The organism is Bradyrhizobium sp. MI1.3 (genome assembly GCF_055811695.1).
On record NZ_JBVVPQ010000011.1, the window covers coordinates 93,782 to 106,631 of the forward strand.

Genomic DNA, 12,850 nt, shown 5'->3' on the forward strand with positions numbered 1-12,850 from the left:
GCGGGCGGCCTCGATTGGGGTTTTTGGTACCGCGCTGGTCCCCCTCTCGAGGCCGCACCTTTTTATCGGCTGCCCCGCCGGACAGCCGACACGTCGAGCACGTGAGCCAAGAAGGGCTAACACGCCTCGGGCATATGATGAGCATCATCTCGACGGACGACGCTCTCAGTCTTTAGGAGAACCCCTTCACACTTTCTGGATCACGCTTAGCCAAGCCCGCTACGTGGATTGTAGGGGCGTTGGTCCCGCCACTTCTCCATCAATGCTTCAAGCTCGGCGTCGTTCCCGTCCGGTAGCATAATCCTGACAGTAACGAAGAGATCCCCGGTTCCGCCAGCTTTTGGCAATCCTTTGCCCTTCAGGCGGAAGGTCCGGCCGCTGGAGGTGTTTTGCGGGACCGAAAGCTCCACGGCATTGCCGAGGGTGGGCACGCGGACCTTGCCGCCAAGCACCGCCTCATAAAGCGTGACCGGCAGGTCGATCCGGAGATCGGCGCCCTCGATCTTGAAGAACGGATGCGGCGCGATGCCGATCGTGATCAGGAGATCACCCGGCGGATGGCCCTGGGCGCTCTCGCCCTGTCCCCGCAACCGGATCTGCTGGCCCTCGGTCACGCCGGCCGGAACCTTGACGTTGAGTTCCTTGCCGTTCGGCAGCCGGACGCGCTTCTCGCCACCCTTCACCGCCTCCTCCAGCGAGACGGTCATAGCGACATTGACGTCGAGATCGAGCCCGATCCCGCCGGTGTCGAATTCGAACTGGGCACCGCCGCCGGCCCCGGGGCGCGGACGCGGCCCACCGCCGAACATGCTGTTGAGGATGTCCTCGAACGCGCCGCCGCCCGGACCAGGGCCCGCGCCGCCACCGCGGAACGTATAGCTCTCGAACCCGCCGGGACCCGCGCGACCGCGCGGCCCGCCGCCGCCGGGAAAGCCCTGGAAGCGCGGCTTGCCGTCGGCGTCGATCTCGCCGCGGTCGAATTGCTTGCGCTTGTCCTCGTCGCCGAGGATCTCGTTGGCCGAATTGAGCTCAGCGAAGCGCTCGGCCGCCTTCGGGTCGTTCTTGTTGCTGTCAGGATGGTGCTTCTTAGCAAGCTTGCGATAGGCGCTCTTGATCGCGGCAGCGTTGGCGCTCCGCGGCACCCCCAAGACCTCATAGGGGTCGCGCATCCGTCACGTCTCCTTCAAGAAATCGAATTGTTCAAAGGGCTCCCCGCCCCCAACTGAGCCTCATGTGGGGGGCGAGTGGTATTTTTGCAACTAGCCTGGTGAAGCGATTCCTAGCTCCGCCACGGCTTTAGCGTATGAATCTCCCAACTGCCACGGCTGCTTTGGCAGCCCGCGCCCTGGAGCCAGCTTTCGGTGCTGCCGTTGACGTAGCTCGCCAGGAAGTCGCGGCACTTGCGGCCGTCCTCGGCGGCATAGGATTGCGCGATCGGAGTGACCGAACCGCGCGCCCCGGTTTCCGGATTCTCCCAATGCTGGCTGGAATCCTTGTCGTTCTTGCTGAGGACGTCGGAGGCGGCGTTGCGGGCGAAGGCGAGATCGGTCTCGGTCGGTGCCGCCGCCCTGGCCGGCATTGCGATCGAGCCGGTGAGGTCGCTGTCCTCGGCCTTGGCGTAGGCGCTCTTGTCGTTGCGGGAGAAGCTGCAACCGCCGGTGCCGAGCCCGATCAGAATGATCGTCATGACGAAGCCGGACGGCCGGATCGCCGATAGGCCAACGCGTCCCCATACCCTATATAGGGCGGTAGCAGACAACAGCGCGTTTTGGACCGCAGGACGCAACTCGGACCCCAGACATGACCGACACGACCTCGATGAAACACCAGACACCCTTAACATCCGGTGATTTCACCGCCGCCGACGAGCCGTTTGCGCTGTTCGAGGCCTGGATGAACGAAGCCATCAAGAGCGAGCCGAACGATCCGAACGCCATGGCGCTCGCAACCGTCGATCCCGATGGCCTGCCGGATGTGCGCATGGTGCTGATGAAGGGCTTCGATACCGATGGTTTCGTCTTCTACAGCCACATCGCCAGCCAGAAGGGCCGCGAACTCGCCGCAAATCCTAAGGCGGCGTTACTTTTTCACTGGAAGTCGCTGCGCCGGCAGGTCCGCATCCGCGGCAACGTGACGCCGGTGACCGAGGCCGAAGCCGACGCCTATTTCGCCACCCGCCCGAAACAGGCGCAGATCGGTGCCTGGGCGAGCAAGCAGTCGCAGGAGCTGGAGAGCCGCTTCGCCTTCGAGCAGGCGATCGCCAAGGTCGCCGCCAAGCACATGATCGGCGAGGTGCCGCGGCCGCCGGGCTGGAGCGGCTGGCGCATCACGCCGTCGCGTATCGAATTCTGGCATGACCGCCCATTCCGCCTGCACGACCGCATCGAATTTCGCCGTGACGCGGCCGGCCAGAAATGGTCCAAGACGCGGATGTATCCTTAGTATTTTGTTCGAGCATGATCCCTTCGGAAAACCGCTGCACGCTTTGCGCTAACGCGGCCCTCCGGGTCCGGATCATGCTCCAACCTGAAAGACCTTCATGCCGCAGCCTTCCAACGCGCCGCGCCGCACGCTGCTCCTGACCGGGGCGAGCCGCGGCATCGGCCATGCCACCGTGATCCGTTTCTCCTCGGCCGGCTGGCGCGTGATCACCTGCTCGCGACATCCGTTCCCGGAGGATTGTCCGTGGGATGCAGGCCCTGAGGACCATATCCAGGTCGACCTCGCCACGCCCGCCGATACCACCCGCGCAATCTCCGACATCCGCGACCGTCTCGAAGGCGGGATGCTGCATGCGCTGGTCAACAATGCCGCGATCTCACCGAAGGGCGCCGGCGGCTCCAGGCTCGGCTCGATCGACACCGACCTCGACACCTGGACGCATGTGTTCAACGTCAACTTCTTCGCGCCGATCATGATGGCGCGCGGGCTGCTCGAGGAACTGAAGACGGCCAAGGGCTCTGTCGTGAACGTCACTTCGATCGCGGGCTCGCGCGTGCATCCCTTCGCAGGCGCCGCCTACGCCACCTCGAAGGCCGCGCTGGCATCCCTGACGCGCGAGATGGCCTCCGACTTCGGCCGCGTCGGCGTGCGCGTCAATGCGATCGCGCCGGGCGAGATCGACACCTCGATCCTGTCGCCGGGCACCGAGAAGATCGTCGACCAGCAGATCCCGATGCACCGGCTCGGCACGCCCGACGAGGTCGCCAAGATCATCTACGTGCTGTGTACGGACACCAGTTCTTACGTCAACGGCGCCGAGATCCACATCAACGGCGGCCAGCACGTGTAGGCGAAGCATGGGTCGGTTCGCTAGCACTGCGGCACTTTACGAGCATTTGCGACCGCCGTACCCGAGCGAATTCTTTCGCAGCGTCGCGGAAAAGCTCGGCCTCTCCACGCAAAGCAGCTTGATCGACCTCGGCACCGGACCTGGGCTGCTGGCGCTCGGCTTTGCGCCCTATGTCGGCCGCATCGTGGGCGTCGACCCAGAACCTGCCATGCTCGATGCGGCGCGACGCGCGGCTGCGAGCGCAGGCCACGCACTCACGCTGATCGAAGGCAAGGTCGAGACGCTCAGCCCCGACATCAGCTTCGACGTCGTGACGATCGGCCGCGCGCTGCATTGGATGGATCGTGAGCCGACGCTTGCACGGCTCGATCGGCTGGTTGCGCGCGGTGGCGCAATTCTGATCTGCGCCTCGTTCTCGGTCACCGACGGCAGAAACCCGTGGCTCGATGGCTACAACGACGTACGCCGCCGCTGGTCGCCGGCCAAGCTCTGGGAGGAGGCAGGCAGGGGCACGCGCACCCATCGCGACTTGCCGGCGTTCTTTCGCGGCAGCGCCTTTCAGCCCACCGAACTCGTCACGGTCGAGACCAGCCACGTAGTTGGCGTGGAGGACCTGACGCGGCGCACGCTGACCTATTCGTCGTCATCACCAGATGCGCTGGGCGACAATGTCGAGGCGATGCTACGCGACGTCCGGGAGCACCTGGCTTCTTTCAGCGGCAACGGGGTCGTGGCCGAGACCATCGTCTCGACGGCGCAGATCGTGAAGCGCTAGCTGATTTGCCGAAGGGCGGGAGCAAGGCGATCCAGACAACGCCGCCGCAAGACCTGGATCGCCCTTGGCTTCCGTTCCTCAATCGAGTCGAATCCGACGTGACCTCTCGCGTGGCTGCGGAGCGGCCGTGCTGATTGCAGTCGAACAATCGTCGTCGTTCTCACCGTCGAGCAGCGGAGCACCACAGTGTCGGCACATGCGTGCCGACATCGACGACGCCTTGCCGCTCGTCACGACGTGGCGATAGCTCGCCAGATCGATGACGTTGGGGGGCGTCGTTATGTGTTTTTCAACCATGGCTGTTCCTCGCGGCTTACCTGCTCCTTATCGCAGACAAGTTTCGCGTAAACGTTCAGCCCACCGCTCAAATTTTACCGGAGGAATTGGGGCGGCGAGCACACATCGCCGTGCGGCCGCAATCCCGCTCTATTCTGCGACACCAGACACTGTGTCTCTGCGTCCCGCGTAAGGTCTCGGTAGCTATTACAGCCACTTCTTCCACTTGAAGATCCAGTACGGAACGATCGCCGCAATCAGCATCAGCACCAGCGCGAACGGATAGCCGTGCGCCCATTCGAGTTCCGGCATCGACTTGAAGTTCATGCCGTAGATCGAGGCGATCAGCGTCGGCGGCATCAGGACAACCGCCATGACCGAAAACAGCTTGATGATGTTGTTCTGCTCGAGATTGACGACGCCGAGCATGGCGTCGAGCACGAAGGTGATCTTGCTAGAAAGATAGGAGGCATGATCGGTCAGCGAGACGACGTCGCGCTGCATGGTCTTGAGCTGCTCGCGCATGTCCTTCGACCATTTCACGCCCTCCACCACCGCCGAGAGGAAGGCGACGACACGGCCGATCGAGACCAGGCTCTCGCGAACCTTGGAGGTCAGGTCGCCCTTGCGGCCGATCGAGATCAGGATTTGCGAATATTGCTTGGCATGACCGTGGCGCTCGCTCTCCGGCTCGAAGATGTCATGCGAGACCTGGTCGATCTCGGCGCCGCAGCGCTCCAGGATGTCGGCGCAGCGGTCGATCACGGCATCGAGCAGTTCCATCAGCACCATCTCGCCGGTGATGGCCGGCGTGCAGGAACGGGCCAGCTTGGCCTCGACCAGCGCAAAGGGCTTGGGCTGGTCATAGCGCACCGTCACCAGGCGGTGGTCGCCGAGAATGAAGGTCACCGCCGTGGTTCGGGGCATGTCGGTATCGGAGTGGCACATCAGCGTCGCGGTCATGTAGCGCGCGCCGTTCTCCATATAGAGGCGGCTCGAGATCTCGATCTCCTGCATGTCCTCCCGGGTCGGGATTGCGATCCCCGAGAGCTTCTCGACGGCTTTGTCCTCGGCCGCGGTCGGGTTGACCAGGTCGATCCAGACCGCATGCTCCGGTACTGCCGCGAGATCCTCGACGATGGCCTTCTTGAGGGAGGACTCGGAGGGAACAAACACAGAAAACATGCACAACTCCAGGAGGGGCCTGCGATAGACTGACAGCCCTTAGCGCGATTCTGACAAGTTGATGATGACAAGCACATTAACGGAGCGTTTGCATTTGTGGCGGCGCCGTGGCCCAACTGTGGCACGGAATCGACACATGTGCCCGTTTTGCCCAGAAACCGACTCGGGCCCGCAAAACTTGCGGCAGAAAAGCCACAGGTAAGGTCTTGCAGCGCGGGAGAAGCTTCGTAAGGCTGGAATTGTGGCAGATTTCAACGATAATGGGGCCAACGGAATCGTGGAATTGGGCCTGCTCAAGCCCCACGAAAGCTTGTTGTTGTCGATTGGAACCAAATCATGTCGTTGCTGAAAGTTACGCTGGGTATTTTGGCCGCTGGCCTGATGCTGTCGGGCTGCATGCAGGCCACGCATTTTGAAGCGACCGACACCAAGGCATTCAAGCCGAAGGACAAGGAACTCCTTGCCAAGGTTCGGTACGAGAACACCCCGGTCGCAGAGCCGTTCCGCCGCGCCATCGTCGAGTACCACCGCAAGGAATCGCCCGGCTCGATCGTGGTCGATTCCGACAACCATTACCTCTACTACGTCCTGGATGGCGGCAAGGCGATCCGCTACGGCATCACCGTCGGTGAAGAAGCCATGGCCTGGTCCGGCATTGCCAAGGTCGGCAGCATGACCGAATGGCCGGCCTGGCACCCGACCCCCGGCGAGATTTCGCGCCTGGGCGTGCCCACCTTCGTCGCCCCCGGTCCGGACAATCCGATGGGTTCGCGGGCGATGTATCTGTATTCGGGCGGCAAGGACACATTGTTCCGCATTCACGGCACAAATCAGCCGGAATATATCGGCGCCTCAATCTCGTCGGGCTGCATCCGCCTGACCAACGAGGACGCGATCGACCTCTATGGCCGCGTCAAGGTCGGCACCATCGTCGTGGTGCTCGAACCGAAGCATGGCGACTCGCCGTACAATTCGCGCCTTGCGCTCGGCGGCGGCGGAACTGGCCAGGCGGGCAGCTACTGATTGCCTCCTGATCTCTGACATTCAAAAGCGCCGGTTTCACCGGCGCTTTTTTGTTGCCGGCTTGTGCGGCTGGGCTTTGTGGCCCTCGGCCCCCGACTTGTCCGCAGGCGCGGGAGATGCCTCCGCCGCCTCGTCATCAACGCTTTGCTTCGTCTCGGGCTTGGCCTCGGGCTTCGCTTCAGGTTTGGCCGCGACCTCACGCGGCGGCGCCTCCTCGGGCCGTTCCGCGGGCAGCAGCGGGGCGACCTGCGGCAGGGGATCCCAGACGTTCCACTGGCAGATCCGGTAGTCGTTGCGCCGCTGCGCGAGGTCGAGATGGATATGGTCCTCATGGTACCAATCCGAGCCGGGGCCGAGCACGGTCGAAAAGCGCGAGCAGACCGAATGCAGCACGCGCTCGCGCACCTCGCGCGACATGGTGCGGTCGGTCAGGCCGATCGACTGCCCGTTAGCGAGCTTGATGGCGCGGACATCGATCGCGTTGGCCTTGCCGTGCTCGGACAGCATGGCGCCGGCAACGCGGTTGCGGCCGCGGCACTCGAAGCTGTCGAAATTGTCGAGATCGCTGATGGTCGAGCCGAGGCTCGCGGCCAAGGGCACCACGTCCTTGCGCACCCAATCGGCGATCGCGGACGCCATGGTGCAGCGGAGGATCGCCGCCGGCTTGACCGCCACTTTGCGCTTGTCCGGCAGCACGATGGCTTCGAGCCGCACCAGATCCTCACCGCCGCAGGCGCCGGGGCCGCGGATATCCGGGATCGAGGGCGCGATAGCGATCTCCTCGGTCAGCGCGAGACGGCACGCCGAGGCCTGCTTCTCGGGCGGGGGGGCCTCCTCGGCGGGCTTGGTGCTGCCAGGTTTGTCCACGGAAGGCTTGCCGGGAGACGGCGTTTCCGCTGAAGGCTTGCCGCCGGTCTCCGGAGGAGCCTCGTCCGACGCCTTGGCCGATGCCTTGGGGGCCTCCTCGGGGCGAGGCCTTGGGAGCGGGATCCTGCCGGAGATATTGGTAGAACGAACCGTCGCGCGCGGCCGTGGTGCAGCAATACCAAAGATGTCCAGCGGGGACCCATATTTGCGCGCCTCAGCCCGATCCGCGAGCCCGAGCGCGACGGTAACCATGGCCGCGCCGACGGACATATAGCCGCGACAAGACCATTTGCGGCGAAAGGCGGGCAGGCTAAAACTCATGACAATTCTTTGGCCCAACGCTGAGAGCGACAATCCGCCCAGCGGCTTCTCGGAGGAACGACCGAATGCTTGGTTTGATGCAAGACTGGCCCCTGCTCTGCCACCGGATCATCGAACACGCCGCCAAGATTCATGGCAAGCAGGAGGTTGTGACGCGCTCGGTCGAGGGACCGATCCATCGCACCACCTATGCCGATATCCACAAGCGGGCGCTCAAGGTCTCGCAGATGCTGGAGCGCGACGGCATCAAGCTCGGCGACCGTGTCGCAACGATCGCCTGGAACACCTGGCGCCATCTCGAGGTCTGGTACGGCATCATGGGGATCGGCGCCATCTGCCATACCGTCAATCCCCGCCTTTTCCCCGAGCAGATCGCCTGGATCATCAACCATGCGCAGGACCGCATCGTGATGACCGACATCACGTTCATTCCGGTCCTGGAGAAGATCGCCGACAAGCTGACAAGCGTGGAACGCTACGTCGTGCTCACCGACAAGGCGCACATGCCGCAGACGACGCTGAAGAACGTGGTCGCCTACGAGGACTGGATTGCGGAGGCCGACGGCAAGTTTAAATGGAAGGACTTTGACGAGAACACGGCGGCCGCGATGTGCTACACATCAGGCACCACCGGCGACCCCAAGGGCGTGCTGTATTCGCATCGCTCCAACGTGCTGCACGCGCTGATGGCCAACAATGTCGATGCGCTCGGCACCAGCGCCTCCGAGACCATGCTTCCCGTGGTGCCGCTCTTCCACGCCAACAGCTGGGGCATCGCCTTCTCCGCGCCTTCGCAGGGCACCAAGCTCGTGATGCCCGGCGCCAAGCTCGACGGCGCCTCGGTGTATGAGCTGCTCTCGACCGAGAGGGTGACGCATACCGCCGGCGTGCCCACGGTGTGGCTGATGCTGCTCCAGCACATGACCGCGAACAATCTGAAACTGCCGGACCTGAAGATGGTGATCTGCGGCGGCTCGGCGATGCCGCGCTCGATGATCAAGGCCTTCCTCGACATGGGCTCGAACGTCCGCCACGCCTGGGGCATGACCGAGATGAGCCCGATCGGCAGCGTCGCGGCGCTGAAGCCGCCGTTCCAGAATGCGACGGGCGAGGCACGGCTCGACGTGCTGCAGATGCAGGGCTACGCGCCGTTCGCCGTCGAGATGAAGATCACCGACGATGCCGGCAAGGAACTGCCGTGGGACGGCACGACCTTCGGCCGCCTCAAGGTCGCCGGCCCGGCCGTCGCCAAGGCCTATTACCGGGTCGACACTGACATCCTCGACGAGGACGGCTTCTTCGACACCGGCGACGTCGCGACCATCGACGAGGCCGGCTATATGCGGATCACCGACCGTTCCAAGGACGTGATCAAGTCCGGCGGCGAATGGATCTCCTCGATCGAGCTGGAAAACCTCGCAGTCGGTCATCCCGCAGTGGCGGAAGCCGCCGTGATCGGCGTGTTCCACCCCAAATGGGACGAGCGTCCGCTGCTGATCGTGCAGCTGAAGCAGGGCCAGCAGGCCAGCCGCGAGGACATCCTGAAGTTCATGGACGGCAAGATCGCCAAATGGTGGATGCCCGACGACGTTGCCTTCGTCGAAGGCATCCCGCATACGGCGACGGGCAAGATCCTGAAGACCGCGCTGCGCGACCAGTTTAGGGAGTACCGCTTCCCGAACGCGGCGGCGTAGGCGGCCACCACCGTCATGGCCGGGTCAAGCTCGGCCATGACGATGCAGCCTTCTGCGGAACGCTTGAATTTGCCCGCGGGCCGTGGTCTCAACGGCCCATCGTCGTGCCAGATCGGCCGGCACCGTCCCTAAGACCCCGGCAGAGCTCACCCGATGGCCCGCAGGTTTTCCGCTCCCTATCAGTCGGAGCCCGTGTCCAGCCTCGCGAGCTGGGCGCGCAATCTGGCCGTGTTCGCAGTGGTGGCGGTGGTGGTCTCGATCATCATCGTCCGGTTCGGCTTCCTGGAGATGAAGCCGGCACTCGCGACCTTCTTCGGCGGGCTTGGGATTGCGGCGCTCTCGATCCTGTTCGGGCTCGCCGGCTTCGCTGCGATCTGGCAGAACGGCTCGCGCGGCATGGCGCGCATCCTGCTTGCCTTCCTGATCGACGGCGCGATCCTCGCCTATCCAGCTTATCTCGGCCTGCAATACCGCAAGCTGCCGGCGATCCACGACATCACCACCGACCCGATCGACCCGCCGCGCTTCGACGCACTGGCCCGCCTGCGCACCGGCGATGGTGCCAATACCGCGGTGTATGCCGGCCTCTATTCGGCCGAGCAGCAGCGTCAATTCTATCCCGATATCGAGCCGATCGAGCTCGAGATTTCAGTCGACCGCGCCTATGCGATCGCGCTTCAGCTCGTCAACAAGCGCAAATGGCTTGTCATCGACGAGCGCGCGCCGCAGCCGCCGCGCCGCATCGGCCGCATCGAGGCGGTGGCGCGCTCGCCGATCATGGGGTTCCGCGAGGACATCGCGATCCGCGTCGTGCCCGACGGCGAGGATTCCCGCGTCGATATCCGCTCCGCCTCGCGCTATTTCGAGAGCGACCTCGGCAGCAACGCCGCGCGTGTGAAGAAATTCATCGACGATCTCAACACCGCCGCCGATGCCGACGCACTCAAGCCGGTGAAGAAGACGCCGGTGGCGCCGCCGAAGGCGCCGGCCAAGACGGTGAAGAAGTAGGATTCTGTGATTCCGGGTTCGCGCTAACGCGCGCCCCGGAATGACGAGGGACTAGTTCGCCATCCGATAGGTCCCGCCAATCACGGGATCGCCGTCCGTCGCCACCACGCCGCGGGCGACCAGATCCTCCAGATGCGCCAGCACGGAATAACCCGCTGCCGTGGTGAGCCTCGGATCGATGCCGATATAGATCGCCCGGACCATGGTCGGGATGTCGGTCTCGCCCTTGGCCAGGCGGTGCAGGATAGAGGCCTCGCGCGCCTTGCGGTGACGGATCAGGAAACGCACGAAGCGCGGACCGTCGGGAATTTCGGGACCGTGACCGGAGAAATACACATCCTCCTCGCGCGCGGCGAGGCGATCCAGCGATTCCATGTAGTCGATCATCGAGCCGTCGGGCGGCGCCACGATCGAGGTCGACCATCCCATCACGTGATCGCCGACGAAGTTGAACTTCCGCTCGGGCCAGGCGAACGCGAGGTGATTGGCGGTATGGCCGGGTGTCGCCACGGCCTCGAGCCGCCAGCCGTCTCCTTCGACGACGTCGCCATGGCCGATCCTGATATCGGGCGCGAAGTCGCGGTCGGCGCCGGATTCCGGGTTGTGCTTCTCGCTCTCGAAACGCGGGCGCGAGGCGCGGTGCGGGCCCTCGGCGTAAACAGGCGCGCCGGTCGCTTGCTTGATCCGCGCGGTGTTCGGCGAATGGTCGCGGTGGGTGTGGGTGACGAAGATATGGCTCACCGTCTCGCCGCCGACAGCATCAAGCAGCGCCGCCGCATGCGCCTCGTCGTCCGGACCGGGATCGATGATCGCGACGTTGCCCCGGCCCACGATGTAGCTGACCGTGCCGGTGAAAGTGAACGGGCTCGGATTGTTACAGAGCACCCGCCGCACGCCGGGGCGGACTTCCTCGACGATGCCGGGCTTCAGCGGAAAGTCGCGGTTGAACGGGACGTCGTCATTGTCGGACATGGGACTTCCTGTAGCCAAACTCTCTGCCGTCATACCCCGCGAAAGCGGGGTATCCAGTACGCCGCGGCGGTCGAGACGAAGACGAGGTCTCTGGGATACTGGATCGTCCGCCCCAGTGCGCAATGCGCACAAGGCGGACGATGACAGCGGAGCAAGGCAACTGCCATGGAACACATGGCGCTCAGAAAAACGCCTGAATACCCGTGATCGCGCGGCCCAGGATCAGGGCGTGGACGTCGTGGGTGCCCTCGTAGGTGTTGACGGTCTCGAGGTTATGGACGTGGCGCATCACGTGATACTCGATCGAGATGCCGTTGCCGCCGTGCATGTCGCGCGCGACGCGGGCGATGTCGAGGGCCTTGCCGCAATTGTTGCGCTTCATGATCGAGATCATCTCGGGCGCGAACTTGCCCTCGTCCATCAGGCGGCCGACGCGAAGCGAGCCCTGAAGGCCCAGCGCGATCTCGGTCTGCATGTCCGCGAGCTTCTTCTGCACGAGCTGGGTCGCAGCCAGCGGCTTGCCGAACTGCTTGCGGTCGAGCGTGTACTGGCGGGCGCGGTGCATGCAGTCCTCGGCCGCGCCGAGCACGCCCCAGGAAATGCCGTAGCGGGCGCGGTTGAGGCAGCCGAACGGGCCCTTCAGGCCGGAGACGTTGGGCAGCAGCGCGTCTTCCGGAACCACGACGCCGTCCATCACGACCTCGCCGGTGATGGAGGCGCGAAGCGACAGCTTGCCGCCGATCTTCGGTGCCGACAGGCCCTTCATGCCCTTCTCCAGCACGAAGCCGCGGATCTGGTTGTCGTGCGCGGCCGACTTGGCCCAGACCACGAACACGTCGGCGATCGGCGCGTTCGAGATCCACATCTTGCTGCCGGTCAGGCGATAGCCGTCCGAAACTTTCTCGGCGCGGGTTTTCATGCCGGCCGGATCGGAGCCGGCGTCAGGCTCGGTCAGCCCGAAGCAGCCGACCCACTCGCCGCTGGCGAGCTTCGGCAGGTACTTCTTGCGCTGGTTCTCGTCGCCATAGGCGTAGATCGGATACATCACCAGCGAGGACTGTACCGAGTTCATCGAGCGGTAGCCGGAATCGACCCGCTCGATCTCGCGCGCGACCAGACCATAGGCGACATAGCCTGCATTGGCGCAGCCATATTCCTCCGGCAACGTGATGCCGATCAGGCCGAGCTCGCCCATCTCGTTGAAGATCTCGCGATCTGTCTTCTCTTCGAGATAGGCCTTGGCAACGCGCGGCAGCAGCTTGTCCTGGGCGTAGGCGCGCGCGGTGTCGCGCACCATGCGCTCGTCTTCGGTGAGCTGCTCGTCGAGCAGGAACGGATCGTCCCATTGGAAAGAAGCCGAAGCCGGCTTGTCCTTGGCCTGAGGGCGCGCGGTCATGAAACGTCCTTTCGTCTGGTTCCGTCAAAATTTGCCCGACA

Annotated in this window: 13 protein-coding genes; 6 read left to right on the forward strand and 7 right to left on the reverse strand. The window is 64.2% G+C overall.

Features of this window, described 5'->3' with window-relative positions; all coding sequences use genetic code 11:
- Window positions 1–206 precede the first annotated feature (206 nt).
- Both AC0L3A_RS10670 and AC0L3A_RS10675 read right to left on the reverse strand, forming a co-directional pair.
- Window positions 207–1,169: a DnaJ C-terminal domain-containing protein gene (locus tag AC0L3A_RS10670; RefSeq protein WP_219678588.1), complete on the reverse strand. Its 963-nt coding sequence runs from the start codon at window positions 1,167–1,169 to the stop codon at window positions 207–209.
- A gap of 110 nt (window positions 1,170–1,279) precedes the next feature.
- Window positions 1,280–1,687, reverse strand: a complete 408-nt coding sequence (locus AC0L3A_RS10675) for an RT0821/Lpp0805 family surface protein (RefSeq protein ID WP_007594695.1) — start codon at window positions 1,685–1,687, stop codon at window positions 1,280–1,282.
- A 113-nt stretch (window positions 1,688–1,800) separates the two neighbouring features.
- On the opposite strand from AC0L3A_RS10675, the gene pdxH reads away from it, so the two are divergent.
- From pdxH to AC0L3A_RS10690, 3 genes are all read left to right on the forward strand, one after another.
- Window positions 1,801–2,442, forward strand: a complete 642-nt coding sequence (pdxH, locus tag AC0L3A_RS10680; RefSeq protein ID WP_007594697.1) for a pyridoxamine 5'-phosphate oxidase — start codon at window positions 1,801–1,803, stop codon at window positions 2,440–2,442.
- Window positions 2,443–2,539: 97 nt separating this feature from the next.
- Window positions 2,540–3,292, forward strand: a complete 753-nt coding sequence (locus tag AC0L3A_RS10685) for an SDR family NAD(P)-dependent oxidoreductase (RefSeq protein WP_007594703.1) — start codon at window positions 2,540–2,542, stop codon at window positions 3,290–3,292.
- A gap of 7 nt (window positions 3,293–3,299) precedes the next feature.
- Window positions 3,300–4,067 (forward strand): class I SAM-dependent methyltransferase, encoded by a 768-nt coding sequence (locus AC0L3A_RS10690; RefSeq protein ID WP_473254323.1) that lies wholly within the window; start codon window positions 3,300–3,302, stop codon window positions 4,065–4,067.
- A 78-nt stretch (window positions 4,068–4,145) separates the two neighbouring features.
- Here the strand turns inward: AC0L3A_RS10690 and AC0L3A_RS10695 are convergent, their stop codons facing one another.
- Together AC0L3A_RS10695 and AC0L3A_RS10700 are read right to left on the reverse strand one after the other, a co-directional pair.
- Window positions 4,146–4,364, reverse strand: a complete 219-nt coding sequence (locus tag AC0L3A_RS10695) for a hypothetical protein (protein ID WP_106942821.1) — start codon at window positions 4,362–4,364, stop codon at window positions 4,146–4,148.
- A gap of 186 nt (window positions 4,365–4,550) precedes the next feature.
- Window positions 4,551–5,528 carry a magnesium transporter CorA family protein gene (locus AC0L3A_RS10700; RefSeq protein ID WP_007594709.1) on the reverse strand — a complete coding sequence of 326 codons (978 nt, stop codon included), beginning with the start codon at window positions 5,526–5,528 and terminating at the stop codon, window positions 4,551–4,553.
- Window positions 5,529–5,864: 336 nt separating this feature from the next.
- On the opposite strand from AC0L3A_RS10700, the gene AC0L3A_RS10705 reads away from it, so the two are divergent.
- Complete coding sequence (locus tag AC0L3A_RS10705) at window positions 5,865–6,551, forward strand: L,D-transpeptidase (RefSeq protein ID WP_007594711.1); 687 nt, start codon at window positions 5,865–5,867, stop codon at window positions 6,549–6,551.
- Window positions 6,552–6,587: 36 nt separating this feature from the next.
- Here the strand turns inward: AC0L3A_RS10705 and AC0L3A_RS10710 are convergent, their stop codons facing one another.
- Complete coding sequence (locus AC0L3A_RS10710) at window positions 6,588–7,739, reverse strand: extensin family protein (RefSeq protein WP_473254325.1); 1,152 nt, start codon at window positions 7,737–7,739, stop codon at window positions 6,588–6,590.
- 65 nt (window positions 7,740–7,804) lie between these two features.
- Here AC0L3A_RS10710 and AC0L3A_RS10715 point away from each other — a divergent pair, with 65 nt between their 5' ends.
- Window positions 7,805–9,433, forward strand: a complete 1,629-nt coding sequence (locus tag AC0L3A_RS10715; RefSeq protein ID WP_007594714.1) for a fatty-acid--CoA ligase — start codon at window positions 7,805–7,807, stop codon at window positions 9,431–9,433.
- 153 nt (window positions 9,434–9,586) lie between these two features.
- Window positions 9,587–10,441 (forward strand): DUF1499 domain-containing protein, encoded by an 855-nt coding sequence (locus AC0L3A_RS10720; protein ID WP_007594716.1) that lies wholly within the window; start codon window positions 9,587–9,589, stop codon window positions 10,439–10,441.
- Between the two features lie 51 nt (window positions 10,442–10,492).
- Here the strand turns inward: AC0L3A_RS10720 and AC0L3A_RS10725 are convergent, their stop codons facing one another.
- Both AC0L3A_RS10725 and AC0L3A_RS10730 read right to left on the reverse strand, forming a co-directional pair.
- Window positions 10,493–11,413, reverse strand: a complete 921-nt coding sequence (locus tag AC0L3A_RS10725; RefSeq protein WP_473254327.1) for an MBL fold metallo-hydrolase — start codon at window positions 11,411–11,413, stop codon at window positions 10,493–10,495.
- Window positions 11,414–11,594: 181 nt separating this feature from the next.
- Window positions 11,595–12,809: an acyl-CoA dehydrogenase gene (locus AC0L3A_RS10730; protein ID WP_007594720.1), complete on the reverse strand. Its 1,215-nt coding sequence runs from the start codon at window positions 12,807–12,809 to the stop codon at window positions 11,595–11,597.
- Window positions 12,810–12,850: the final 41 nt, after the last annotated feature.

Excerpts from the sequence above, each read along its gene's own strand:
- AC0L3A_RS10670 (WP_219678588.1), bottom strand. The coding sequence starts at position 1,169 with ATGCGCGACCCCTATGAGGTCTTGGGGGTGCCGCGGAGCGCCAACGCT.
- AC0L3A_RS10675 (WP_007594695.1), bottom strand. The coding sequence starts at position 1,687 with ATGACGATCATTCTGATCGGGCTCGGCACCGGCGGTTGCAGCTTCTCC.
- pdxH (WP_007594697.1), top strand. The coding sequence starts at position 1,801 with ATGACCGACACGACCTCGATGAAACACCAGACACCCTTAACATCCGGT.
- AC0L3A_RS10685 (WP_007594703.1), top strand. The coding sequence starts at position 2,540 with ATGCCGCAGCCTTCCAACGCGCCGCGCCGCACGCTGCTCCTGACCGGG.
- AC0L3A_RS10690 (WP_473254323.1), top strand. The coding sequence starts at position 3,300 with ATGGGTCGGTTCGCTAGCACTGCGGCACTTTACGAGCATTTGCGACCG.
- AC0L3A_RS10695 (WP_106942821.1), bottom strand. The coding sequence starts at position 4,364 with ATGGTTGAAAAACACATAACGACGCCCCCCAACGTCATCGATCTGGCG.
- AC0L3A_RS10700 (WP_007594709.1), bottom strand. The coding sequence starts at position 5,528 with ATGTTTTCTGTGTTTGTTCCCTCCGAGTCCTCCCTCAAGAAGGCCATC.
- AC0L3A_RS10705 (WP_007594711.1), top strand. The coding sequence starts at position 5,865 with ATGTCGTTGCTGAAAGTTACGCTGGGTATTTTGGCCGCTGGCCTGATG.
- AC0L3A_RS10710 (WP_473254325.1), bottom strand. The coding sequence starts at position 7,739 with ATGAGTTTTAGCCTGCCCGCCTTTCGCCGCAAATGGTCTTGTCGCGGC.
- AC0L3A_RS10715 (WP_007594714.1), top strand. The coding sequence starts at position 7,805 with ATGCTTGGTTTGATGCAAGACTGGCCCCTGCTCTGCCACCGGATCATC.
- AC0L3A_RS10720 (WP_007594716.1), top strand. The coding sequence starts at position 9,587 with ATGGCCCGCAGGTTTTCCGCTCCCTATCAGTCGGAGCCCGTGTCCAGC.
- AC0L3A_RS10725 (WP_473254327.1), bottom strand. The coding sequence starts at position 11,413 with ATGTCCGACAATGACGACGTCCCGTTCAACCGCGACTTTCCGCTGAAG.
- AC0L3A_RS10730 (WP_007594720.1), bottom strand. The coding sequence starts at position 12,809 with ATGACCGCGCGCCCTCAGGCCAAGGACAAGCCGGCTTCGGCTTCTTTC.